The organism is Streptomyces albireticuli (assembly GCF_002192455.1).
Lineage (GTDB): Bacteria > Actinomycetota > Actinomycetes > Streptomycetales > Streptomycetaceae > Streptomyces > Streptomyces albireticuli_B.
Genome location: NZ_CP021744.1, coordinates 7,868,089 through 7,891,923 on the forward strand (window position 1 = coordinate 7,868,089; position 23,835 = coordinate 7,891,923).

General features: G+C 71.5%; 18 protein-coding genes. 12 read left to right on the top strand and 6 right to left on the bottom strand.

Annotated elements, in window-relative coordinates; translation table 11 throughout:
* Positions 1-87 precede the first annotated feature (87 nt).
* The 7 genes from SMD11_RS33505 to SMD11_RS33535 all read left to right on the top strand — a co-directional run bounded on the left by SMD11_RS33505 (position 88) and on the right by SMD11_RS33535 (position 7,446).
* Positions 88-498, top strand: a complete 411-nt coding sequence (locus tag SMD11_RS33505) for an ectoine synthase (RefSeq protein ID WP_087930017.1) — start codon at positions 88-90, stop codon at positions 496-498.
* Positions 495-1,385: an ectoine hydroxylase gene (thpD, locus tag SMD11_RS33510; protein WP_087930018.1), complete on the top strand. Its 891-nt coding sequence runs from the start codon at positions 495-497 to the stop codon at positions 1,383-1,385. Before SMD11_RS33505 ends, thpD begins: the two co-directional genes overlap by 4 nt.
* Positions 1,386-1,452: 67 nt before the next feature.
* Entirely contained in the window at positions 1,453-2,787 is a 1,335-nt protein-coding gene (locus tag SMD11_RS33515) for a CynX/NimT family MFS transporter (protein WP_087930019.1), read from the top strand.
* Between the two features lie 111 nt (positions 2,788-2,898).
* Positions 2,899-4,167, top strand: coding sequence for a diaminobutyrate--2-oxoglutarate transaminase (ectB, locus tag SMD11_RS33520; protein ID WP_087930020.1), 1,269 nt, complete (start codon positions 2,899-2,901; stop codon positions 4,165-4,167).
* 189 nt (positions 4,168-4,356) lie between these two features.
* The gene (locus SMD11_RS33525) at positions 4,357-5,718 is read left to right on the top strand and encodes a Dyp-type peroxidase (protein ID WP_199844116.1); all 1,362 of its coding nucleotides are present in this window, start codon (positions 4,357-4,359) and stop codon (positions 5,716-5,718) included.
* Positions 5,715-6,863: a catalase family protein gene (locus tag SMD11_RS33530; RefSeq protein WP_234366292.1), complete on the top strand. Its 1,149-nt coding sequence runs from the start codon at positions 5,715-5,717 to the stop codon at positions 6,861-6,863. The genes SMD11_RS33525 and SMD11_RS33530 overlap by 4 nt, the downstream gene beginning before the upstream one ends.
* Before the next feature lie 25 nt (positions 6,864-6,888).
* Entirely contained in the window at positions 6,889-7,446 is a 558-nt protein-coding gene (locus SMD11_RS33535; protein WP_087930023.1) for a hypothetical protein, read from the top strand.
* 31 nt (positions 7,447-7,477) lie between these two features.
* On the opposite strand, the gene SMD11_RS33540 is transcribed toward SMD11_RS33535, so the two are convergent.
* Entirely contained in the window at positions 7,478-8,392 is a 915-nt protein-coding gene (locus SMD11_RS33540; RefSeq protein ID WP_087930024.1) for a LysR family transcriptional regulator, read from the bottom strand.
* A 194-nt stretch (positions 8,393-8,586) separates the two neighbouring features.
* Between SMD11_RS33540 and SMD11_RS33545 the strand changes: the two genes are divergently transcribed.
* The 3 genes from SMD11_RS33545 to SMD11_RS33555 all read left to right on the top strand — a co-directional run bounded on the left by SMD11_RS33545 (position 8,587) and on the right by SMD11_RS33555 (position 11,952).
* The gene (locus tag SMD11_RS33545) at positions 8,587-9,324 is read left to right on the top strand and encodes an acetoacetate decarboxylase (protein WP_087930890.1); all 738 of its coding nucleotides are present in this window, start codon (positions 8,587-8,589) and stop codon (positions 9,322-9,324) included.
* A gap of 127 nt (positions 9,325-9,451) precedes the next feature.
* Entirely contained in the window at positions 9,452-10,426 is a 975-nt protein-coding gene (locus SMD11_RS33550; RefSeq protein ID WP_087930025.1) for a 3-hydroxyacyl-CoA dehydrogenase NAD-binding domain-containing protein, read from the top strand.
* A gap of 38 nt (positions 10,427-10,464) precedes the next feature.
* Positions 10,465-11,952, top strand: a complete 1,488-nt coding sequence (locus SMD11_RS33555) for a CoA transferase (protein ID WP_087930026.1) — start codon at positions 10,465-10,467, stop codon at positions 11,950-11,952.
* Positions 11,953-12,034: 82 nt separating this feature from the next.
* On the opposite strand, the gene SMD11_RS33560 is transcribed toward SMD11_RS33555, so the two are convergent.
* Positions 12,035-12,736, bottom strand: a complete 702-nt coding sequence (locus tag SMD11_RS33560; RefSeq protein WP_087930891.1) for an aspartate/glutamate racemase family protein — start codon at positions 12,734-12,736, stop codon at positions 12,035-12,037.
* Between the two features lie 170 nt (positions 12,737-12,906).
* On the opposite strand from SMD11_RS33560, the gene SMD11_RS33565 reads away from it, so the two are divergent.
* Positions 12,907-13,521 carry an AAA family ATPase gene (locus tag SMD11_RS33565; RefSeq protein WP_087930027.1) on the top strand — a complete coding sequence of 205 codons (615 nt, stop codon included), beginning with the start codon at positions 12,907-12,909 and terminating at the stop codon, positions 13,519-13,521.
* Positions 13,522-13,557: 36 nt separating this feature from the next.
* On the opposite strand, the gene SMD11_RS33570 is transcribed toward SMD11_RS33565, so the two are convergent.
* Entirely contained in the window at positions 13,558-15,834 is a 2,277-nt protein-coding gene (locus SMD11_RS33570; RefSeq protein ID WP_159395444.1) for an MMPL family transporter, read from the bottom strand.
* 226 nt (positions 15,835-16,060) lie between these two features.
* On the opposite strand from SMD11_RS33570, the gene SMD11_RS33575 reads away from it, so the two are divergent.
* Complete coding sequence (locus SMD11_RS33575) at positions 16,061-16,954, top strand: acyl-CoA thioesterase (protein WP_087930029.1); 894 nt, start codon at positions 16,061-16,063, stop codon at positions 16,952-16,954.
* Between the two features lie 66 nt (positions 16,955-17,020).
* Here SMD11_RS33575 and SMD11_RS33580 read toward each other — a convergent pair whose 3' ends face one another.
* From SMD11_RS33580 to SMD11_RS33590, 3 genes are all read right to left on the bottom strand, one after another.
* Entirely contained in the window at positions 17,021-17,782 is a 762-nt protein-coding gene (locus SMD11_RS33580) for an SDR family oxidoreductase (RefSeq protein ID WP_087930030.1), read from the bottom strand.
* The gene (locus SMD11_RS33585) at positions 17,772-19,226 is read right to left on the bottom strand and encodes a coproporphyrinogen-III oxidase family protein (RefSeq protein ID WP_087930031.1); all 1,455 of its coding nucleotides are present in this window, start codon (positions 19,224-19,226) and stop codon (positions 17,772-17,774) included. The genes SMD11_RS33580 and SMD11_RS33585 overlap by 11 nt, the downstream gene beginning before the upstream one ends.
* A gap of 67 nt (positions 19,227-19,293) precedes the next feature.
* Positions 19,294-23,253 (bottom strand): type I polyketide synthase, encoded by a 3,960-nt coding sequence (locus SMD11_RS33590; RefSeq protein WP_087930032.1) that lies wholly within the window; start codon positions 23,251-23,253, stop codon positions 19,294-19,296.
* Positions 23,254-23,835 lie beyond the last annotated feature (582 nt).

The window sequence follows — 23,835 nt, forward strand, 5'->3', positions numbered from 1 at the left end:
CCCCACGAATGGTGAGGGCCCTGAATACCGTCGCCCGCGCCACGCGCGAGACCGCTCACCCACCAGCGACCAAGGGGGTATCACACCGTGATCGTTCGTTCATTCAAAGACATCGAGGGAACCGACCGGGTCGTCAAGTCCAAGTCCGGAACCTGGGAGAGCAGGAGGATCGTTCTCGCCCGGGAGCGGGTCGGATTCTCCCTGCACGAGACCACCGTCTATGCCGGCACCGAGACGTTCATGTGGTACGCCAATCACGTCGAGGCGGTGCTGTGCGTCGAAGGGGAGTCCGAGCTGACCAATGAGGAGACCGGGGAAAAGCACTGGATCACCCCCGGGACCATGTACCTCCTCGACGGCAACGAACGGCACACCCTGCGCCCCAAGACCGACTCCCGCTACATCTGCGTTTTCAACCCGCCCATGACCGGCCGGGAGGACCACGACGAGAACGGCACCTACCCGCTCCTCACCGATGTGGAGGACACCGTCGCATGAATACCACCGTACGTCCCGACCTGTATCCCACCCGAGTCACCGGCGAGGCCGTTCCCCGGCCGCGTGTCGACCCCACCGTGTGGGGCGACGCTTCGGGACCGCTCAGCAGGGAGCGGCTGGATCGCTACGAGTCCAGCGGCTACCTGGTCCTCGACAAGCTGCTGTCCCCGCGGGAAGTGGAGGCGTACCGCGCCGAGTTGCGGCGGCTCGGCACGGATCCGGTGCTGCGCGCGAGTGAACGCGTGATCCTGGAGCCGGAGTCCGACCGGGTGCGTTCCGTGTTCGAGGTCGAGAAGGTGAGCGAGCTCTTCGCCGAATTGCTTCACTCGCCCCGGCTCACCGACGTCGCCCGGCAGGTACTCGACTCGGATGTCTACATCCATCAGAGCCGGGTCAACTACAAGCCCGGCTTCGGCGGCGCCCAGTTCGACTGGCACTCCGACTTCGAGACCTGGCACTCCGAGGACGGCATGCCCCGGCCGCGTGCGTTCAGCGTCTCCATCGCGCTGAGCGAGAACCACCCGTTCAACGGCCCGCTCATGGTCATGCCGGGCACGCACAAGACGTTCATTCCCACGGTGGGGGAGACGCCGCCCGACTTCCACAAGGAGTCGCTGCGCGTGGAGCGCCTTCCCGTCGGCTCCCCGGGCCAGGAGCATCTGTCACGGATGGCCGAGCGGCACGGCATCGAGCAGGTCACCGGCCCCGCCGGGACCGCGGTGATGTTCGACTCGAACCTGCTGCACGCCTCCAGCGGCAACATCACGCCCTTCGCGCGCTCCAACATCTTCATCGTCTACAACAGTGTGGAGAACACGCTGGAGGCCCCGTTCGCCGCGCCGAAGCCGCGTCCGCAGCACCTCGGGAACCGTGAGTTCCCCGTGTGAGACCGCGGCTCTCCTCCGACCGCCCGCGCCCGACGACCGACACTCCGCCGCGCAGGACGAAGGCGAAATGACTCCCACTCCTCGTATCACTCGTTTCACGGCGGTCTGGACCTTCATCGGTCTGGTGCTGCTGACCCTCAACCTGCGGGCGGCCATCACCGGCGTCCCCCCGCTCCTGGGCGAGATCCAGGACAAGTTCGGGCTCACCGGCGTCGAGGTCAGCGTGCTCACCACCCTGCCGGAGCTCTGCCTGGGCATCTTCTCCGCGCTCGCACCCGTGCTCGCCCGCCGGATCGGCACCGAGGCGGCGATCACCGTAGCGCTCGTGGTGATCACCGTCGGGCTCCTGCTGCGCGCGGTCCCCGCCCAGGTGGCGCTGTTCACCGGCACCGCGCTGGCCGGAGCCGGGATGGCCACGGGCAATGTGCTGGTGCCGGCGGTCATCAAGCGCGTGTTCGCGCACCGCGTGGGAACGCTCACCGGTCTGTCGATGATGCTGTTGTCGGTCGGGGGCGCGGCGGGGGCGGGCCTGGCCGTCCCGCTGGACCACATGGGCGGCTGGCGGCTCGCTCTGGCCCTGTGGGCGGTCCCGTCCGTGATCGCGGCCCTGGTGTGGGGCCCGCTCGCGCTCCGCGGGCGGAAGCGGCAGCCGGAACGGCCGGCCGCCCCCGCCTCCGTGGCCACGTCCCCCGCTCAGGCGCAGGCCCCGGCGGACACCCGCGCGGAGGCGCACGCGGCGAAGGGGTCGCTGCTGCGCTCGCCGCTGGCGTGGTCCGTGATGGTCTTCATGGGCATGACGTCGCTGATGTTCTACACACTGACGGCGTGGCTCCCCGAGATGATGCATGATCACGGGTTCGCGCCCGCCACCGCCGGGATGATGAACTCGGTCATCATCATCATCGGCATCCCCCTCGGTTTCCTCGTGCCGGTGGTCGCCGCCCGCCTGCGCGACCAGCGGCCGCTCGTCCTCGGGGTCGTCGCCCTGATGGCGATCGGACTCGGCGGCCTGCTCCTGGCTCCGGGGGCCGGATGGGTCTGGGTCGCGATCTTCGGGGTCGCCACGGGCAGCGCGTTCCCGATCGCCCTCACGCTCCTCAACCTGCGCTCACCCGATGCCGCGATCACGGCGCGGCTCTCGGGCATGGCCCAGTCCGGCGGGTATCTCCTCGCCGCGTCCGGCCCGCTGACCTTCGGTGTGCTGCACAGCGCCACCGGCGGCTGGGAGGTGTCGATCTGGCTGCTGCTCCTCCTGGTGGTGCCGGAACTCGTGTGCGGCCTGCTGGCCGCGCGGCCGGGCTTCGTACGGCTGAGCTCCAAGGGACCGGGGGGCCGCGTGGAGCATCTCACCGAGCCCGCGGAGGTCCCCACCCGGTCGGCCGAGGCAGACCGTTCGCGCTGAGGCGGACCACCGTGAACCGCCGCGGTCGGCTTCGCGCTGTTCGGACATGCGTACCCCCTCGTCGCTCCCCTCCACCCGCACGTCGCATCGTGACCCCCCAAGGAGCAAGCCGTGACCATCACCCAGCCCGACCTCAGCGTCTTCGAGACCGTGGAGTCGGAGGTGCGCAGCTACTGCCGTGGCTGGCCCACCGTCTTCGACCGGGCCCGGGGCAGCCGGATGTACGACGAGGACGGCCACACCTACCTCGACTTCTTCGCCGGCGCCGGCACCCTCAACTACGGCCACAACAACCCGGTCCTCAAGCGCGCCCTGATCGACTACATCGAGCGGGACGGCGTCACCCACGGCCTGGACATGTCCACCACCGCCAAACGGACGTTCCTGGAGGCGTTCCGGGGGACGGTCCTCCAGCCGCGCGGCATGCACCACAAGGTGATGTTCCCGGGCCCGACCGGCACCAACGCCGTCGAAGCGGCACTGAAGCTGGCCCGCAAGGTCAAGGGCCGCGAGTCGGTCGTCTCCTTCACCAACGCTTTCCACGGCATGACGCTGGGGTCGCTCGCCGTCACCGGCAACGCCTTCAAACGCTCCGGCGCCGGCGTCCCGCTGGTGCACAGCACCCTGATGCCCTTCGACTCCTACCTGGACGGGCTCACCCCGGACTTCATATGGTTCGAACGGCTGCTGGAGGACTCCGGGTCGGGTCTGAGCAAGCCGGCGGCGGTGATCGTGGAGACCGTGCAGGGCGAGGGCGGGGTCAACGTCGCCTCCGCCGAGTGGCTGCGTGCCCTGTCGGAGCTGTGCCGCCGGCACGACATGCTGCTGATCGTCGACGACATCCAGATGGGCTGCGGCCGCACGGGTGGTTTCTTCTCCTTCGAGGAAGCGGGCATCCAGCCCGACATCATCACCCTCTCCAAGTCCATCAGCGGCTACGGCCTGCCGCTGGCGCTGACGCTGTTCAAGCCCGAGCTGGACATCTGGGAGCCGGGAGAGCACAACGGCACCTTCCGCGGCAACAACCCGGCCTTCGTGACGGCCACCGCCGCGCTGGAGACCTACTGGAACGACGCGCAGACGGAGAAGCAGACTCTCGCCCGCGGCGAGCAGGTCGAACCCGTGCTGCGCGCCATCGCCCGCCAGCACCCCGAGGAGGTCGCGGACGTACGCGGCCGCGGCCTGGTGTGGGGCATGGAGTTCCAGGACAGGGGTCGTGCCACCGCGGTGGCACGCCGGGCCTTCGAGCTCGGACTGCTCGTCGAGACCTCCGGGCCGGAGTGCGAGGTCGTCAAGCTGCTGCCGTCCCTGACCATCACCCCCGGGGAACTGGACGAGGGACTGCGGATCCTGGCACGTGCGGTCCGCGAGACCGCCTGATCCCGCGTACGACCTGCCAGGCGCCGGCGGGCAGGGCCGGCCTTCGCGACACGGTGAGCGGATTCCCGTCGACGGCAGCATCCACAGCGCACAATATGCCCATATTTGTGCGCCGTGGAGGAGGCCTTCGATGTCTGTGATCATCCGGCAGTTCGACCCGCAGGGGTGAGCGGGCCCGGCCGGGGCGCGGTGCCGGCGTTGGAGCTGGACGACATCCAGGGCACCGTGCTGCGCCGCCGCCCGGACGACTACCACGGCGTCTACCTGCTGTACCGGATCGACGACCCGGCCGCGACGAAGCGGTCGCTGCGCGAGGTCCTGCCGGAGATCACCAGCGCGGTGGACTGGGAGCGGCCGCGCCCGTTCACCCTCAACGTCGCCTTCAGCTATCAGGGGCTGGCCCGGCTGGGCGTGCCGGAGGAATCGCTCGCCTCCTTCTCCGAGGAGTTCCGGGCCGGCATGGCCGCCCGCAAGGAGGTGCTCGGCGACCTCGGCGCCAACGACCCCGGTGACTGGATCCCCCCGATGGGCGGCCCCGACGTGCACATCGGGGTGATGATCATCGCGAGGGCCCCCGAGGGGCTGCGCGAGCCGGTGGACGCGGCCGGGCGGCTGGCCGGGGTGAGCCTGATCTACCGGCTCGACGTCGGTGTCCCGGTCACCGGACGCGAGCACTTCGGGTTCCGGGACGGCATCTCCAGCCCGTACCTGGTCGGCAGCGCCGACCAGCCGCTGCCCGGTCAGGACGCCGTCCAGCCCGGCGAGTTCCTCTTCGGTTACCCGGACGAGTCCGGGACGCCGCCGAAGGGGCCTGCCCCGGACGTACTCGGCCGCAACGGCTGCTATCTGGCCTTCCGGCAGTTGCACGCGGACGTCGCCGGTTTCCGCCGGTACCTGCGCGACAACGCGCGCTCACCGGAGGACGAGGAACTGCTCGCGGCCAAGATCGTCGGTCGCTGGCGCAGCGGCGCGCCGCTCGCGCTGGCACCGGACCACGACGATCCGGAGCTGGGCGCCGACCCGATGCGCAACAACGACTTCCGCTACCACGACGACCCCCGGGGCCTGTGTGTGCCGCGTGGCGCCCACATCCGGCGCGCCAACCCGAGGGACAGCCTCACGGACACGGTGGTCGAGACCGGCATCCACCGTGTGCTGCGGCGCGGCGCCGCGTACGGCCCGCTGCTGCCCGACGGTGTCCTTGAGGACGACGGTGCGGAGCGCGGGATCATCTTCGTCTTCATGGGTGCCAGCCTGTCCCGTCAGTTCGAGTTCGTGCAGCAGGTGTGGCTCAACGGCGGTGACTTCGCCGGCCTCGGCACCGAGCAGGACCCGCTGGTCGGCAACGGTGAGGGCGGCGGTGTGCACACCATCCCGGCCCGGCCGGTCCGCCGCAGGCTCACCGGCCTGCCCCGGTTCGTGACCATGCGCGGTGGCGAGTACTTCTTCCTGCCCGGCCTCGCCGCGCTCGACTGGCTCACCACGCTGCCCGACCCGGCCGGGGACCCACCCACCACGCCACCCTCACCGCGACCGGAGGACGACAGGTGACGCCATCCAAGAGGAACTTCACCCCCGTGCGGTACTCACCCGATGTCGCCCCACCGGAGCCGGACTTCGACCGCCACCTGGAGCGGGCCATCGACGTCATCGAGGACTTCGAGAGAGGCTCGGTGCAGGGCGAGGGTGAGAACCGCGCGGTCCGCTTCGCCCACGCGAAGGCGTACGGCCTGGTGCGCGGCACGTTCGAGATCCTCGACGGCGTCCCGCCCGAGTACGCCCAGGGCGTCTACGGCAGGCCCGGGACACATGACGCACTGGTCCGCTACTCCAACGGGCTGTCCCACCTGGGCGCCGACCGGATGCTCGGCAACGTGGTGGGCATGGCCACCAAGGTCTTCGGGATGGACTCCACCACCACCCTGCCGGACGAGGCCGCGAGCCGCACCATGGACTTCAACATGATCAACGGGCCCATCTTCTTCTGCAACACCGCGGCCCACTACACCTTCCTGTCGAAGCTCTTCATCGACATGCCGAAGTACCGGCTCGACGGCCGCCGGGGCAACCACCGGATGTACTACGACTGGGTGACCGGGTACGGCACGCTGCCGCCGGAGGAGTGGGCCTGGGACGAGCTCGGCGCGCTCCTGCGGCTGGGCGCGCGGGCCCGCTGGCAGAACCTCCTCCTCAGCTCGTTCTTCTCCATGGGCGCGGTACGTCACGGCGACTACATCGCCAAACTGCGCATCCGTCCCACGGACGGGTCGGCGGCCGGCGTGGCGGCCCGCGACCTCGACCCGGCGAGCCGGGACGAGGTCTTCCGGCCGGCCTTGGTCAGCGAGCTCGCCCGGTCCGCGTACGAGTTCGACTTCCAGGTGCAGCTGTGCGCGTCCCTGGAGACCATGCCCGTCGACGACCTCACCGTCGAATGGGAGGAGCACGAATCCCCCTTCGTGACAGTCGCCAGACTCCGCTTCCCCCGCCAGGACATCGGCGGCGAGGACAACCTCGCCGCCGCCGACGGGCTCTCGTTCACACCGTGGCGCTGCCCGCCGGAGCACGTACCGATCGGCCCGATCCAGGCCGTCCGCAAGGAGGTGTACCGGCGCTCGTCCGTGCTGCGCCACGAACTGAACGGCCAGCACCGCGCCGAACCGGCCGCCGCGGCCGACGTGCTTCCCGGCCGGTCCTGACGTCTCCCGCCGAAAGGGAACCCAGATGTACGACTTCGACCCGTCGACCTACCGGCCGATCTCCCCGGACGTACCGGTTGAGGAGATCGCCAAGCACTTCCAGAGCCCCCGCCCGCAGACCGACGGCGTCGGCCTGCGAGCGGTGAACCGGTCCGAGTTCACCCTGGTCGCACCGGTCATCCAGCCCACCGGGCCCGCCGTCTTCCGGGAGCGCGCCGAGAAGGCCTGCGTCGAAGCGCCCTACTGGGAGGGGCGCATCGGGACCGTCCACGATCTCCGGGTCGCGCTCGTCAACGATGACCAGCAGATCCTCTTCTGCGCGACCTACAGCGACGAGTTCAAGCCCTACGTGGTCGACGTCATCCGCTTCGCCACCCCCTGGATCGACCACATGTTCAACGACGTCGCGGTCGGCTATCCGGGCCTGGCCTCCGACGACGCCATCCCGTACATCGCGAAGTACCAGGTGCAGGCCGACGTCTGGTACGGCGGCCCGAACCCGGAAGCCAGTCCCAAGGACATCACCAAGAGCCTCGCGGTGGCCGCCGCGTTCGACAACCTGCTGGACGCCGCCCAGGACTGACCGCCGTCGCCGCCGGGCTCGTTGCCCGTGGTCAGGCGTCTTCCGGGGACCCGGGGCGTGTGTGGCGGATGCACAGGTCCAGGAGGCGGCGTACGGCGGCGTCCGCCCCGGGGCGGTGGACGGCGGCGACGGTCGTCTCCAGGTAGGGCGACGATCCCCGGATCGGGACGAAGGCGATACCGGGGATGGGGAAGTCGTGCAGGTCCTGGGGGAGGAGGCTGACGCACAGACCGGCGGCGACATAGCTGAGCAGGCCCGTGAGGTCGTCGGCCTCGGCGCGCCCCCGGGGGGTGAACCCCGCGGCCCGGCAGGCGAGCTGGGCCTGCTGGGCGAGTGCCGGCAGGGCTGTCGCGCCGGGGAGCGCGAAGTCGTCGTCGCGGAGGTCCGCCAGGTCGATCGCGTCGGCCCCGGCCAGCCGGTGCTCGTGCGGCAGCGCCGCGACGATGCGTTCGACGAGGAAGCCGTGGACGGCCAGCTCCTCCGAGACGGGCGAGGGGTCCCGGATGAACGCCAGGTCGAGGGTGCCGGCGCGGATCATCTCGGCGAGCGTGACGCTGGACTCCTGGTGCAGCCGGACGCGCAGGCCGGGGAGCTCCCGGGCGGCCGCTCGCAGCAGCCCGGGCAGGTGCCGGTAGCTGAGGATGCTCACGTACCCCACCCGTACGTCTCCCTCCAGGCCGTGCGCGACGCGCTGGACCCGCTCGATCGCGGCGGACCGGACGTCGAGCATCCGCTGAGCCTCCGCGGCGAAGGCCGCGCCCGCGGGGGTCAGGCGTACGCCGCCCGGCCCGCGCTCCAGGAGGGTCACCCCCAGACCGTGCTCCAGTCGCTTGATCGTCTGGCTCAGCGGCGGCTGGCTCATCGAGAGGCGTTCCGCCGCGCGGCCGAAGTGCTGTTCCTCGGCCAGGACCAGGAACTGCTGGAGCAGGCGTGTGGTGAAGTCCATATGGTCAAGGGTATCGGAATCGCATGATCCATATATTGGACAGACATGCGCCCTGTGGCGTCCCATGGTGTGCGGGTGCTCCGCCGAAGGCTCAGCCCCCTCCCTCCCGTGAAACCTGATCCGGGAGACCTCGCGTGCCCGCGCACCGCCGTATGCCGGGGTGGTACGGGCACGGGGTCTCCAAGGAGGCCAAGATGCACACGCAAGACGTCGCGCGGCTGTTCACCACCCCGCTGGACTCGCCCGCCTACGCCCCGGCCCGGTACCGGTTCACCGACCGCGAGTACCTGAACATCACCTACCGCACCGATCCCGCGGCGCTGCGGCGGATCGTCCCCGAGCCGCTGTCGGTCCCCGAGCCGCTGGTGCGCTTCGAGGTCATGCGGATGCCCGACGTGACGGGGCTGGGCGGCTACACGGAGGCGGGCCAGGTCATCGCCGTCGAGCACGAGGGCGAGTCCGGGGAGTTCAACCTGGCGATGTACGTCGACAGCGTGCCGGCGATCTCCAGCGGACGGGAGCTCAGCGCGTACCCGAAGAAGGCCGGCTCGCCCAGGCTCTACGTCGACTCCGACACCCTGGTCGGCACCCTCGACTACGGCTCCCTGCGGGTCGCCACCGCCACCATGGGCTACAAGCACGACCCGATGGACCCGGCGGCCGCCCGCGCGGAGATCTGTGTACCCACCTTCATGGTCAAGGCGGTGCCCGGTTACGACGGACGGCCGCGCATCTGCGAGCTGGTCCGCACGCAGATCACCGACATCACGGTCAAGAGCGCCTTCCGCGGTCCGGCCCGCCTGGAGCTGTCCGCCCACGCGCTGGCGCCGCTCGCCGACCTGCCGGTCCTGGAGGTCGTCTCCGCCAGCCACATCGTCACCGACCTCACCCTGAACCCGGCCGAGGTCGTCCACGACTACCTCGCCCGCTGAGGCCGCGCCGGAGCCCGTGGGACCCGTGGGACCACGGAAGCGGTGCCCACGGTCTCCGGCGCGTACGGCAACGGCAACTACCGCCCACGTATCGCACATTCGCGCTATTCGAGAGAGCTCGACAATCATGGACAACAGCACCGGACCGGTACCCGCGTCGGCGAACCCCTTGGCCGGCTACCGGCGAGCCGCGGTCATCGGCGGCGGAGTGATCGGCATCTCCTGGGCCGGTCTGTTCCTCGCCCACGGCCTGGACGTCGTCGTCAGCGACCCGCGCCCCGACGTGCGGGACCAGGTCCTGACCGGCCTCGACGAGATCGTCCCGGCCCTGTCGGCGCTCGGCCTGCCCACCGGTGACCTCGCGGGGCGCCTGAGCTTCGAGGCCGACCTTGCCACCGCGGTGGCCGGCGCCGATGTCGTGCAGGAGAACGGGCCCGAGCGCCTGGCCGTGAAGCAGGAGATCTGGCAGGCCGTCGAACGGGCCGCCCCGGCCCACGCGCTGCTGGCCACCTCGACCTCCGGGATCCCGGCCAGCGCGATCGCCGAGGCCATGCGGCAGCCGGAGCGGTTGGTCGTCGGCCACCCGTTCAACCCGCCGCACCTCGTGCCGCTGGTGGAGGTCGTGCCCGGTGCGAAGACCTCCGCGCGGACCCTCCGGCAGGCCCGGGACTTCTACGCGGCGCTGGGCAAGAAGCCGCAGATCCTGCGCAAGGAGATCCCCGGCTTCGTCGCCAACCGCCTCCAGTCCGCGCTCTTCCGCGAGTGCGTGCACCTGGTGGCCGAGGGCGTGGTGACCGAGTCCGAGCTGGACGAGATCGTCACTGCCTCCATCGGCCTGCGCTGGGCGGTCGCCGGACCCTTCCGCACCTTCCACCTCGGCGGCGGCCCCGGCGGTCTGCCGCACTTCATCCAGCACCTCGGCCGCGCCATGGAGGGCACCTGGCCCGGCCTCGGCAACCCCACCTTCGACGAACCCACCGTCGCCCGGCTGACCGGGCAGGCCCAGGAGGCGTTCGGCGACGTGCCGGTCGGCGAACTCGCCGCCCGGCGCGACCGCGCGCAGATCGCCCTGATGCGCGCCCTCGAAGCCGACCGAGCCTGACGACCGCCCCACCGACGTCCGTCCGGAAGGACAGCACCATGCTCACCGACAAGATCAAGTCCGCGCTCGACAAGCCGGTCGCCGGCGAGGCCGAGGACGACTTCGACATCCACGCCGCGCTGGACGACGTCCTCGGCGGCGTCGGCATGAGCGAACAGGACGCCGGCGGAACGGTCGCCTTCACCGGCGCCGACCCGGTTGTCCCCTCCGCCCTGCGGCTGGCCGCCGCTCCCGCCCTCGGCCTGACCGCCAAGTCCGTCGCCCTGGCCAAGCTGTGGCAGCACCGCGGCGGCCCCGGCCAGGACATCTCCATGGACCTGCGTAAGGCCCCGCACCGGCTGTGCCCCTTCTACGACGCCACATGGGAGAAGCTCAACGGCTACCCGGTCGTCGCCCCGGACGACCCCTTCGCGCTCTCCTTCTACCGCGCCGGCGACGGCCGTTGGGTGATGCCGCTGAACGTCTACCCGGCGCTGAAGTCCCGCACCCTGAAGCTCCTGGGCGTCCCTGACGACGCCACCGCCATAGCCAACGCCATCGCCCGCTGGGACGGGGCCGAGCTGGAGCGGGCCGGCGCGGACGCCGGCGTCGTCATGCCGATGCTGCGCGGCACCCGGGAGTTCCTCGGCACCCGCCAGTACCGCGACGTCCTGGCGGACCTGCCGCTCATCGAGATCGAGAAGATCGGCGACAGCGACCCCGAGCCCCTGCCGCCGGGCGCGACCCAGCCCCTGGACGGCGTACGGGCCCTGGGACTCGGCCATGTCATCGCCGGCGCCGCCATCGGCCGCACCATGGCCCAGCACGGCGCCGACGCCCTCAACATCTGGCGGCCCGGCCAGTTCGAGAACGACATCCTCTACAACACGGCCCAGGTCGGCGTCCGCTCGGCCACACTCGCCTACTCCCGCGACCCGCAGGCCGCCGCCAAGCTCGACGAGCTGCTGCGCGGCGCCGACGTCTTCTACGCCAACCACCGCGCCGGCTACCTGGAGCGCATGGGCCTGACCGCACAGGAGGCCGCCCGGAAACGGCCCGGCATCATCCACGCCACCGTCAGCCTGCACGGACAGCACGGCCCGTGGGCGGGCCGCGTCGGCTTCGACCAGACCGCCGGCTGCGTGGCGGGCATGATGAACCTCGAGGGCACCGACGACAACCCGGCGCTGCCCCCGATCAAGGTGGTCAACGACTACCTGGTGCCCTGGCTGGCCACCACCGGCGTCATCGCCGCCCTGATGCGGCGCGCCACCGAGGGCGGCAGCTACCGGGTGCACGTCTCGCTCACCCGGGTCGCCCTGTGGATCCTCAGCCTCGGCATCCTCGACAAGGACTACGCCCACGCCACCGCCGGCACCGGCGAGCGGCACGCGTACCTCGACCCGGACACCTTCACCGCGGACACCCCGTGCGGCCACTACCAGGGGGTAACCGACCAGGTCGTCATGTCCCGGACGCCCGGCGCGTTCCGCACCGTCCTGATGCCGCGGGGTTCGGGCCGGCCCGAATGGCTCTCCCTCGGCTGACCACCCGTCGGAACACTTCCCTGTCCGCCCGAGCCGTCGGCCGAGGGCCTGGGCGGACCAGCGGCGGCCGTGGACGGACGGCTCAACCGGATTGTTCCGCCAAGGCCACGTCTACGGCCGCCTCGGCGTGCAGGCGGGCGGTGGGGAAGAGCGGCACGGGGCTGTCCTCGGGGCCGATGAGGAGCTCGATCTCGGTGCACCCCAGGATGACGCCCTCGGCGCCCCCGGCGACGAGCTCCTCGACGACCCGGCGGTAGGCCGCCCGTGAATCGTCGCGGACGACGCCCAGGCAGAGCTCCTCGTAGATCACCCGGTGCACCAGCGCGCGGCCCTCGGCGTCCGGTACGCGCACATCGAGCCCGCCCGCCGCGAGGCGGCTCCGGTAGAAGTCCTGCTCCATCGTGAACGCGGTGCCCAGCAGACCCACCCGGCGCAGCCCCGCGGCGCGGACGGCGGCCGCGGTGGCGTCCGCGAGGTGCAGGAGCGGCACCGAGACCGCCGCCTCGACGGAGTCCGCGACCTTGTGCATGGTGTTGGTGCAGAGGAGCAGTACATCGGCGCCGGCCGCCTCCAACGACCGGGCGGCGCCGGCCAGTATCTCGCCGGCCTCCGCCCAGCGGCCGTGAACCTGCAAGCGCTCGATCTCCGCGAAGTCCACGGAGTAGAGCACGCAACGGGCCGAGTGGAGACCGCCGAGCCGCTCGCGCGTCCGCTCGTTCAGGATCCGGTAGTACTCCGCCGTCGACTCCCAGCTCATCCCGCCGATGAGCCCGATCGTCCTCATGCCCGTGCCCACACTCGTGCTCCCGCTTCTCGTACGTCACCGGTCGCGATCACCATAAGGCAGAGGATGGGCATGTCTCACCTCCATAAGAATTGCTTTGATTGCTTCAAGGTGAGGTCGTCGGACGGTGAGGCTGGAGGTCGTACAAGGGCTACGGCTACGGTCTGATCATGATCGACTCATCGTGGGACGTCCTTCTCCTCGGCGGCGCTTCGGGCGTGGGCAAGAGCCGCGCCGCCGCCCAGCTGGCCCGGTCGCGCGGCGCGTTCGTGGTCGAGTTCGACGACGTGGTCAGCGCGGTCCAGCGCCTCACCACCGCCGCACAGCACCCCGGCCTGCACCTCTTCGACCGGACCCCCGACACCTCCGTGCTCGGCGTCGACCGGGTCGTGGAACTCCAGATCGCCACCGCCGACGCCCTGGAGCCCGCCCTCCTCGGCGTCGTCGGCAACCGGTCGACCGTGGACGTGCCGGCGGTCATCGAGGGCGACTACCTCACCCCGGCCGCCGCCGCCCGCGCCGTACAGGAAGGCGCGGTGACCGGCCGTGACGTACGGGCGGTCTTCCTGCACGAGGACGATCCGGAGCAGATCGCCGCCAACTACGCCGCCCGCGAGCCGGACAGCGGTCTCCAGACCCATCGGGCCCACGTCGGCGCCCGGTACTCACACTGGCTCGCCGAACAGGCCGCGCTCCACGGGATGCCTGTCGTGCCGTGCCGGCCCTGGCACGATGTGGCCGTACGTATCGAGCGGGCCCTCGGCCGGGTGACCTCGCGCGCCTGACCGGCGAGAGCACGGGCGGACAAGCCGTGGGAGCGCTCAGCGGCCGGCGGATCGCTGATCGGAGAGGGGAACCGCTCCCTCTCCGCGAGCCTCGTCGCCGTCCTCGCGCAGCCCTACACGGTCGTGCAGACGCCGCAGCGGGCCAGGCGCCCACCAGTTGGCCCGTCCGGCCAGCCGCATGAACGACGGCACGAGCACGGCGCGGACCAGGGTCGCGTCCAGCACCACCGCCAGTGCGAGGCCGACGCCGAGGAGTTTCAGCAGGGTCACCCCCGACACGGCGAAGACGAACAGCACGACGGCGACGAGCAGCGCCGCGGCCGTGATGATGCGGCCGGTGTGCTGGAGGCCGAAGGCCACCGACTCCGTGTTGTCCCCGGTGCGCAGGTAGCGCTCGCGGATCCGGGAGAGCAGGAACACCTCGTAGTCCATGGAGAGACCGAAGGCCACGCAGAAGGTCAGGATCGGGATGGTCGGGTCCAGGGTGCCGGTGTGCTGCGGGCTGCCCACCAGGGCCGACAGGTGGCCCTCCTGAAAGACGAACACCATCGCCCCGAATGTGGCGCTGAGGCTCAGGGTGTTGAGCGCGAGCGCCTTCACCGGCATCAGGACGCTGCCGGTGAACAGGAACAACAGCACCAGGGACGAACCCACGACGATGCCGACGGCCGCCGGGGTGGCCCGGGCGATGGCGGACGTGCTGTCCCTGACCTCGGCGGCCCGCCCGCCCACCGACACCGCGCCCCCGTCCGGCGGTGTCACCTTCCGCAGCCGGTCGACGAGCCGGGCGCCGGCGGCGGAGTCCTGATCCACGGAGGAGACCACGGAGAACAGCGCCCTGTCACCGTTCACCAGCGTGGCACCGGCCGGGCCCGGCCCCTGGACCCGGCGCCCGGCGGCGTAGGTGCCCGGCGCCGCGGTCACCCGGCGGACGTCGGGCACCGCGGACAGGGCGCGGGCGTAGGGCTCCAGAGCCTGGGGCCGGCCGTTCCCCACGCCTTCCACCACCACGGGGACGGTGCGCAGCACGTCGGCGTCGAACCGGTCGCGCAGCAGCTGTGTCGCGCGGTGCACCTGGGAGTCGGCGGGCAGTGTGCGGTCGTCGAACAGGCCGGGGGAGACCCGGGTGAACGGGGAGGCCAGGACTGCCAGCACGAGCACCGCGCCGGCTCCGTAGAGCACCGGGTGGCGCGTCACCGCCATGGTGAACCGGTACCAGCGGCCGTTCTCGGGCGTCGCCGGTACCGCTGTCGCGGAGGCGGCCCGCCGCGCCGGGCCGCGCAGCCGGGCGAAGACGTCGTAGCGGTTGACCCGGTGGCCCAGGACGGCCAGCAGCGCGGGCAGCACGAAGACCGCCGCCGCGGCCGCGGAGAGCACCACCGCGATGCCGCCGTAGGCGAAGGACCTCAGGAAGTACTGGGGGAAGACCAGCAGGGCGATCAGGGACAGGGCCACCGTCAGCCCGGAGAACGCGACCGTCCGCCCGGCCCTGCGCACCGTGGGGCCCAGGGCCTCGCGCACCGTGGCGCCGTCGCGCAGCTCCTCCCGGAAGCGGGCGAGGACGAAGAGGCTGTAGTCGATGCCGAGACCGAGGCCGAGCGCGGTGGTGGAGTTCATCGAGTACACCGAGATCGACACGGTGCCGGCCAGGGCGTTGAGCACGGCCCGGCTCACCAGGACCGACAGCAGGGCGATGACCAGCGGCAGGGCGGCGGCGACGGCGCTGCCGAAGATCAGCAGGAGGAGGACGAGGGTGATCGGCATGGCGATCGCCTCGGCGAGCAGCAGGTCGTGCGCGGTGTGCTCGCCGACCTCGGACTGCACCTGCGCGGGGCCGGCCGCCATGACCGTCAGCCCCTGGGCGTGCCGTCGGATGTCCGGTACCAGCCGCTCGGCGGTCTTCGCCTGGGCATCCTGGTCACCGCGTAAGGAGAGCGACACCAGGCCGATGGAGCCGTCCCGCGAACGCAGCGAGGCCGGGCGCCCCGTCGTCCAGTACGAGGTGGCCGCCCGTACCCCCGGGGTCCGCTCGGCGCGCTGGGTGAGGGCGGTGCCGAGGGAGGCCGTCGTCGGTGAGTCGACCGGGCCCGGGCCGCTCAGCAGCACCGTCAGGTCGCCGTCGGCGCCGGGGAAGTGCTCGGAGACCAGGCGTCCGGCGCGGGTGGACTGCGCGTGGGGATCGGCGAACCCGCCGTGCATCAGCCGGTTCTCCACGCCCAGACCGCCTATCGCGGCCAGGACGAGGGCGAGCGCGCTCATCCACAGCACGGTGGCGCGCCGTCGGTACAGCGCCGCGCTCAAGCGGTCGGACATGGACGGGACCTCCCCGGTCGAGTGCTCTGCCGAGACGTGGGCCTGACGGTCGTACGGAGCCGCCGTCGTGCGCGGCGGCTTTCCGCCGCGCGTGGTTCCGGCGCACCGGACCAGTGTCCTCTCGGCGGCCCAACTCGGCTTCTTCTTCCGGTCATTCGGTTGATGGCCGGGGTCCGCGGTGGCGATACTGGCTCTCGTGCGGTGAGGCCGAGACGAAGTGGGGCCCATGGATCGGGAACGCGCGCTGCCGGACCTGCTCGGCCTGCTCGATCTCGCCCCGGGCGAGGGAGGCGGGCACCACTTCGTCGGGCCCCCACCCGTGGAGCCGTCCGTCCCCGTGTACGGAGGGCACCTGGCCGCCCAGGCGTTGGCCGCGGCGGGTCGCACGGTGTCCGCCGGGCTGCCCGTGCACTCGACGCACGGCTTCTTCCTGCGGCCCGCCCTGCCCAGCGAGCCCTTCGACTACCGGGTCGAGGAGGTGAGGGACAGCGCCTCCTTCGCGACGCGGCGGGTGCTCGCGACCCAGCGCGGCCGGGAGGTGTTCGCCATGACCGCGTCCTTCCACCGCCCCGAGCCGGGCCTCGGCCATCAAGACCCCATGCCGCCCGTGCCGGCCCCGGAGACCCTGCCGGCCTACGAGGAACGGCTGACCGAAGCGTTCGGCGCGGTGATGCAGCCCCTCGGGAAACCGTACGAGCTGCGCTTCGTCGGCCCGTTGAGCTTCGACGCGGAGAAGGACCCCTCGCTGGCCTCCCCCCGGACCCAGGTGTGGGTGCGTGCCGAGGCAGGCCTGCCGGACGGGGCGACGGCCGACGGTGAACGCCTGCTCCACTCCTGCCTGCTGGTGTACGTCTGCGACGTCACCATGCTGGAGACGGTCCTGGTCCGGCACGGCATCTCGTGGTTCCACGCCCACGGCCGGAGCGTCGACTACACCGTGTGGATCCATCGCCCCTTCCGCGCGGACGACTGGCTGCTGTGCGCCCTGGAGAGCCCGGTGGCCGCCGGAGGGCGGGGACTGGTCCTGGGCCGGGTCTTCACCCGTGACGGGGTGCTCGTGGCCACCCTGGCCCAGGAGGGTCTGATCCGGGTGAGCAGCGGTCACGGGACCCCCGGCTGAGGGCCTCGTGGCCGCCTGGCCCCCGACCCGTCGCCGGATGCCTCTCCGCCCGCCACGCCCGTACGGTCAGGCGACCAGGCCGCCGGAGACCTCGACGGCCTGCCCGGTGATGTAACGCGCCCGGTCGGACGCCAGGAAGCACACCAGGTGCGCCACGTCCTCGGGGGATCCGAAGGCGTGCCCGGGGATCAGGGATCTCAGGAACTCGGCCTTGTCCTCAGGTATCGCCGCCGTCATGTCCGTCTCGATCAGCCCGGGGGCGACCGCGTTGACGGTGACGCCCCGGGCACCGATCTCCTTGGCCAGCGCCTTGGTGAATCCGATGACCCCGGCCTTCGCGGCCGAGTAGGCCGTCTGGCCCGGGATGCCGTGCAGCCCGGAGGACGAGGCGATGTTGACGATGGCACCGCTGTGCTGCTTCACCAGGGGCATCAGCAGTGGCTTGGTGACGGTGTACATGCTGTCGAGGTTGGTGGCGATGACCTCGTGCCACTGCTGCGGGGCCATGCGGGCGAACAGGGTGTCACGGGTGACGCCGGCGTTGTTGACCAGGACGTCGAACCGGTCCAGGCGGCCCAGGGCCGCGGTGGCGAAGCGCTCGGCCTCCTCGGCGTCGGCGACGTGCGCGTACAGCGGGGAGCAGTGCTGCCCGGGATGGGCGGCGGACAGCTCGTCCGCGAGGGCGCGGGCCCGGTCCTCGCCGTGGTGGTAGCCGAACACGACATCGGCTCCCTGTGCCAGCGCCAGGCGTACGATCGCGGCGCCGATGCCCCGCGATCCGCCGGTGACGATGACGCCGCGCCCCGCGAGGGGGAGGTCATCCGCCATTACCCACCCCGGGTACCGGCAGGGTCACGCCCGTCGCGGCGACGGGCCGGCGGGCCTGTTTCCTGTGCCGCGCGGCCTCCTCGCGCAGCTCGCGGTAGCGCTCCTCCGCGACCAGGGTGGAGATCATGGGGGCGTAGAACGCGCCGTCGCCGACCAGCGTGATGCGCTCCGGTGTGATCTCCGCGAGGCCCCGCTCGGCCAGGGTGTCCCAGATGGTGGCGAACTTCTCGTAGATGTCGAGGCCCAGGGCGGCGCGGTACCGGGTCCGGTCGACCTCCGTGCTGATGAGGCTGCGGAAGAGCAGCATCAGCAGCCAGTCGTCGGGTGTGTGCCGGAAGCCCCGTTCGACGGGGAACCGGCCGTTGTCGATCGCCGCCTTGTACTGGGGCAGGCTGCGGTGGTTGATGAACGACCACGAACGGCCCGGCGGGAGCGCGGGGTTGCCGAAGAACGTGATCGCCGCGTAGCCGAGCCCGAGGCTGTCGACGTGGTCGAAGCGGGTGGTGTAGCCCTCGCGGAAGTCCCGGCTCGTGGGGTCGCCGGGGCGGCGGAAGTTGTAGGTCGACAGCTGCTCGTAGCCGTGGTCGAGCAGGAAGTCGCGCCCCGCCCGGTACATCTCCAGGTTGGCCAGCGTGCTGGGCAGCTCGTGGTAGCGGTTGAGCGCGAAGTCGGTCGGGCCGCCGACGTTCAGCTCGTAGTGGGTGATGTCGTAGACGTCCCAGGAGATCAGCGTCTCCAGGTCCTCCAGCAGGGTGTCGACCGTCTGCTGGGGCCAGCCGAAGATCAGGTCGACGTTGGCGGCCAGCCCGAGCTCGCGGGCCCATTCCAGGCTCTGGATGACGTGCTTGGTGGTCTGTTTGCGCCCGCTGAGGCTGTTGAGCCGTTCGTTGATCTGCTGGACGCCCATGCTGATCCGGTTCATCCCGGAGTCGGCGATCGCCTGCATCTTCTCCCGTGTGAAGAGCTGGGGAATGCCCTCCAGGGTGAGGTCCGCCTGGTCCGAGATCTCGGGGAAGAGGCGGCGCACCATGTCCATGATCCGGTGGTAGACGGCGGGTCGGTAGAGGTTCGAGGTGCCCCCGCCGAAGTACGCCCCGGCGAGCAGGGTGCCCTCCATCTGCTCCCGGTACATCTCGGCTTCGCGTTCCACGTAGCCGTAGTAGTTCTCCAGCGCGGCGTTGCCCTGGAACTCCTCGACGGGGAACAGGCAGTAACCGCACTTACCGGGGTCGGTCTTGATGCAGTAGGGCACGCCGATGTACAGGAACACCGGGGACTGGCTGTGCGCTTCGCGCAGGCGGCGGCGGTCCTCGCCGATCTCGTCGACGGGCACGGAGAGCTCGTTCCAGAACCGCGGCGACGGGAAGCCGTGCTGGATCTTGTTGACCTGGCGTTCGGCCAGATGGCTGTCGAGGTAGTTGTTGACGAAGTCGGGGCTCAACACGGTGGATGGCACTTCCCCTCTGGTGGGATCTGCCGGGTGGTCCGACGGGTGCGGTGGGAGGAGCGGTTCAGGAGTGGGCCGGGGCGGGTGCCGTGTCGGCCGTCTCCGCCAGGATGACCCGCTGGAGGAGGTACTCCGCCAGTTCCTCGATGCTCTGGTACTCCAGGGCCTCCATCGCCTTGAAGCGGAAGTTGAGCTTTTCCTGGATGCGCCGCTGGAGTTCGGTGATGCTCAGGGAGTCCAGGCCGATCTCCAGCAGGGCCAGGGAAGGATCGAGGTGGTGGATGTCCACCGCCAGTTCGGCCGACATCCGGCCGAGGGTCTCGATGATCTCGTCGGTGAGCCAGCCGATGACCACCTGCCGGCGCTCTTCGGCCGGGAGGGGCTCGACGCGCTCCCGCAGTTCCTGTCGCGAGTCGCCGCTCTCCGCGGAGCGGCCGTCGGGTACGGCCGGTGCGGCCGGGACCGCCGAGGTGTCGGTCAGCGAGGCGATGCGCCGGAACTCGACGTCCTCCATCTCCGCGACGACGGTCCCGGCGTCGTCCAGGACGCGCAGCCGGGCCGTGAACGCCGTCCGGGCGTCGTTGGGCCGCAGCCGGACGTGACCCCAGACCTGGTCGGGGAGCGGGCCCCGCAGCACCATACGGCCCACGCCGACCGGGAGGTAGGTACCCCTGACCGCCGCGCCGTCGCGCGCCGCCGCGGCGGTCAGGTGCAGGCAGCCGTCGAGCATGGTGGCGAACCGGTGCTCGTGGCCCACGCGTGACGCCCCGTCGGGAGCGGCCGTGATCCGGCCCAGCGCCTGGCCGCCCGCCTCGTCCAGCCACAGCTCGCGGACGGTGGAGAAGCTCGCGCCGTACTCCATGCCGTCCTCCCGCAGCAGCCCGTACAGCCGCCCGGGCGCGAGCTCCGCGGACATCGCCGTGCGCAGTTCCTCGGGACGGGTCACGGAGGAGTCCTGCCGCGCGGCGGGTCCGACCGTCCCCTGGCAGTACCGGGGCGAGCCCTCCGCTCCGGCCACGGTGAACCGGAAGCGGCCGTCCGCCGCGGGGCCGTCGCCCTCCAGGCCGACCTGGACGCCGCTGGCCTTGGCGGGGGCCAGGAGGAGCGGCCGGACGAAGCCGACGTCGGTCAGCTCGACCGGCGCGGAGCCGTGGCCGTTGACCGAGGCGTAGGCGTCCACGGCCAGGCCCAGGTAGCCGGTGGCCGGGAAGACGGTCGCACCGAGGATGCGGTGGTCCGCCCACGGCGTGCCCGGCCGCACCTCGTGCCGGTGGACGGTCCGGGCGGCGGGCCCCGGCCCGGCAGGGACCGCCGGGGCCGTGGGCTGCCGGCGCGGGGCCGGTTCGGCCCGCTCACCGCGTCCGGCGTCCGGCGTGTGCGTCAGCCAGTAGCGGTCCTTGCGGAACGGGTACCGCGGGGCGGACGAGGTGCGGCGGTGACGCGGACCGCGGTAGAGCGCGGGCATGTCGATCGCGGCCCCCGCGGTGAACAGGGCGCCCGCGGCGGTGAGGAGGTTGCGTACGTCCTTCCGGTCGCGCAGCAGGGTGGGGATCACCGTGACGTCCGTGGTGCCGAACGCCTCCGGGATGTGCGCCCGCAGGGCGGGGTGCGGGCCGATCTCGACGACCGCGGTGCAGCCCAGGGCGGCCACCGCGCGCATGCCGTCGTGGAACAGGACCGGCCGGCGGAGCTGCTGGCTCCAGTACTCCGGGCCCTCGGCGCCGGTCAGGGGCTCGCCCGTCACATTGGAGAGCACCGGGACGGCCGGAGCCGCCGGGCGGAGTGCCGCGGCCGCCTTGCCCAGCTCGGGCAGGGCCGGGTCCATCAGCGGTGAGTGGAAGGCGTGCGAGGTGCGCAGCCGGGTGGTCCGGACACCCGCGGCCGTGGCCAGGCGGGCCACGTCGTCCACGGCCTCCGCCCGGCCGGAGACGACCACGGCGCGCGGGCCGTTGACCGCGGCGAGGGAGACGTCGGCCTCGCGCCCGGAGATCCAGTCCCGCACCGTCTCCGGGGTCGCGGATACGGCCAGCATCACTCCGTCGCGCGGCAGTTCGCCCATGAGACGGCCGCGCAGCGCGCTGAAGCGGGCGGCGTCCTCCAGGGAGAGCATGCCGGCGACGCACGCGGCGACGACCTCGCCGATGCTGTGCCCGGTCACGGCGTCCGGGACGACCCCCCAGGAACGCAGCAGGGCGGCGAGCGCGTACTCGACGGCGAACAGCGCCGGCTGGGCGAGCCGTGTGTCGTCGAGCTCCTCCGGGGAGCGCTCGTCGAAGAGGAGCTGCCGCAGCGGCACGGGCAGTTCCGCGTCGAGCACCTCGGCGCACCGCTCGATCGCGGCGGCGAAGACCGGCTCGCTGTCGTGGAGTTCGCGGCCCATCCCGGGGTACTGCACGCCCTGGCCGGTGAAGACGAAGGCCGTCCGGACGGGTTTGGCCGGATGCCCGCCGCTGACCGACGCGGGTGCCCGGCGGGTCCGCCACAACCGGAGATCGTTGGCGATACCGAGGGCGCCCCGCCCGGTCACCGCGAGGCGGTGGCGGTGCGCGGCACGCCCGGCGGCGGCGGTGAACACGGCCGCCGGCAGGGCCTCCTGATCGGTCCTGGCCAGGTGATCCGCCCAGCGGTCGGCCAGCGCGTCCAGGCTCTCCGGGGACTTGGCCGACAGGACCAGCAGCTCGGCGGGGCGCGGCCGCGCGCCCTCCCCGGCGCTGTGCCGGGGCAGTGGTGCCTCCCGCAGGATCGCGTGGGCGTTGGTGCCGCTGTAGCCGAAGGAGTTGACGGCGGCCAGGCGCGGGACGTCCCCCCGGGGCCAGGGCACGGCCTCTCCGGGCACCTCCACCGCGGCGCCCGTCAGATCGATCTTGGGGTTCAGGTGGTCGAGGTGGATGCTGGGGTAGATGGTCTCGTGGTGCAGGGAGAGAGCGGCCTTGACGACACCGAGGAGGCCGGCAGGGGCCTCGGTGTGGCCGAAGTTGCTCTTCACCGACCCGACGTAGAGCGGCCGGTCCGCGGTGTGGGCGTGGCCGTAGGCGCCGGCGATGGCGTTCATCTCGATGGGGTCGCCGACCGGGGTCCCGGTGCCGTGCGCCTCGACGTAGTCGACCCCGGCGGGATCGACGCCGGTGCGCGACAGCACCGCCCGGATCACCTGCTCCTGGGTGCGGCCGTTGGGCGCGGTCAGCGCGGGGGTGCGGCCGTCGTGGTTGATCGCGGTGCCGAGGACGCTGGCCAGGATGGGGTCGCCGCGCTCCTCGGCGAGCGACTCACGGCGCACCAGCGCGGCCACGCAGCCCTCGCTGCGGACGTAGCCGTCCGCCTTCGCGTCGAACGCCCGGCACTGCCCGCCCCGGGAGAACAGGCCCAGCTTGCAGAAGGAGATGTGCACATCGGGGGAGAGGATCAGATTGACCCCGGCGACGATCGCCGAGTCGCACTCGCCGGTGAGGATGGACTGCCGGGCCAGGTGCAGCGCGGTCAGCGAACCCGAGCAGGCGGTGTCGACGGTGAGGCACGGCCCCTTCAGGTCGAGGAAGTGGGCGATGCGGCCGGCGCTGATGCTGATCTCGTCGGCCATCGAGTCGTAGGCCGTGATCCCGGTGAGGCCCCCTAGGTCGTGCTTGAGGAAGGCGTAGTTGTTGCTGTTCATCATCGCGATGAAGACGCCGGTGCTGCTGCCCCTGATCTCGTCGGGGTTCTGCCCGGCGTGCTCCAGGGCGTGCCACACGGTCTGGAGGAGCAGGCGCTGCTGCGGATCCATGCGGGCGGCCTCGGCGTCCGAGATGCCGAAGAACGCCGCGTCGAAGCGGTCGACGTCGTCGACGAATCCGCCGTGGCGGACATAGGTCTTGCCCAGGGCCAGGGGATCGGGATCGTAGAGCGCGTCCACGTCCCACCGGCTGGACGGGATCTCCTCGACACAGTCCCGCCCTTCGCGCAGGACCGTGTGCATGTCTTCCAGCCCGTGGACTTTTCCGGGGAGTGTGCACCCGACTCCTACTAAGGCAATGGGCTCGGCATCCATGCGGGCATCTCCTCCGACGAATCAGGGCGGCACTGTCGTGCGGGCGGCCGACAAGGGGGCGCGGCCCGGGACAGCCATCGGTTGCGGAGCGTCACGCGAATTCGGCGCAGGCATCTAGAGGCATCGAAGCGGATTGCGGTTCTATGCGCAGGTGTTGACCGAATTGCGCTTCCGCACGCCCTCGCAAGGCTAGGTGCGGGTAGGTGACCGGGGCAAGGAGTTGCGGGGGGCGGAGGGACGGCGCTCCTGTAGTGCGTCGGCGGCGCGCGGTGTGCCGGGTTGGTACTTCTCACGGCTTGCACGGCGCACGAAACGGCGCGCAGCGCTCGACAGGCGGCCAAGGGTGCGCCGGCGCGAACGCCCGTTGTGCGGAAAGGTGCCCGGCGAACCGGAGGTGAGGCGGCGATCGGCGAATCGGCCGTGTTCGTGCGCGCCCGTCCGGGTGAGGTGTGGCGGGGCGGCGGCCGTGGAGGAACTCCCTTACCGCCATGAGGTGTTGCGCTATGTGCAACGATCATTGCGTGTGGTGCTGCACCGTGCCTAATATCCGGTCTCACGCGAGAGGCACCGGGTGCGGCGCGG

Excerpts from the sequence above, each read along its gene's own strand:
- SMD11_RS33560 (WP_087930891.1), bottom strand. The coding sequence starts at position 12,736 with ATGAGGACGATCGGGCTCATCGGCGGGATGAGCTGGGAGTCGACGGCG.
- SMD11_RS33570 (WP_159395444.1), bottom strand. The coding sequence starts at position 15,834 with ATGTCCGACCGCTTGAGCGCGGCGCTGTACCGACGGCGCGCCACCGTG.
- SMD11_RS33535 (WP_087930023.1), top strand. The coding sequence starts at position 6,889 with ATGTACGACTTCGACCCGTCGACCTACCGGCCGATCTCCCCGGACGTA.
- SMD11_RS33550 (WP_087930025.1), top strand. The coding sequence starts at position 9,452 with ATGGACAACAGCACCGGACCGGTACCCGCGTCGGCGAACCCCTTGGCC.
- SMD11_RS33555 (WP_087930026.1), top strand. The coding sequence starts at position 10,465 with ATGCTCACCGACAAGATCAAGTCCGCGCTCGACAAGCCGGTCGCCGGC.
- SMD11_RS33545 (WP_087930890.1), top strand. The coding sequence starts at position 8,587 with ATGCACACGCAAGACGTCGCGCGGCTGTTCACCACCCCGCTGGACTCG.
- SMD11_RS33590 (WP_087930032.1), bottom strand. The coding sequence starts at position 23,253 with ATGGATGCCGAGCCCATTGCCTTAGTAGGAGTCGGGTGCACACTCCCC.
- SMD11_RS33540 (WP_087930024.1), bottom strand. The coding sequence starts at position 8,392 with ATGGACTTCACCACACGCCTGCTCCAGCAGTTCCTGGTCCTGGCCGAG.
- thpD (WP_087930018.1), top strand. The coding sequence starts at position 495 with ATGAATACCACCGTACGTCCCGACCTGTATCCCACCCGAGTCACCGGC.
- SMD11_RS33575 (WP_087930029.1), top strand. The coding sequence starts at position 16,061 with ATGGATCGGGAACGCGCGCTGCCGGACCTGCTCGGCCTGCTCGATCTC.
- SMD11_RS33580 (WP_087930030.1), bottom strand. The coding sequence starts at position 17,782 with ATGGCGGATGACCTCCCCCTCGCGGGGCGCGGCGTCATCGTCACCGGC.
- SMD11_RS33515 (WP_087930019.1), top strand. The coding sequence starts at position 1,453 with ATGACTCCCACTCCTCGTATCACTCGTTTCACGGCGGTCTGGACCTTC.
- SMD11_RS33565 (WP_087930027.1), top strand. The coding sequence starts at position 12,907 with ATGATCGACTCATCGTGGGACGTCCTTCTCCTCGGCGGCGCTTCGGGC.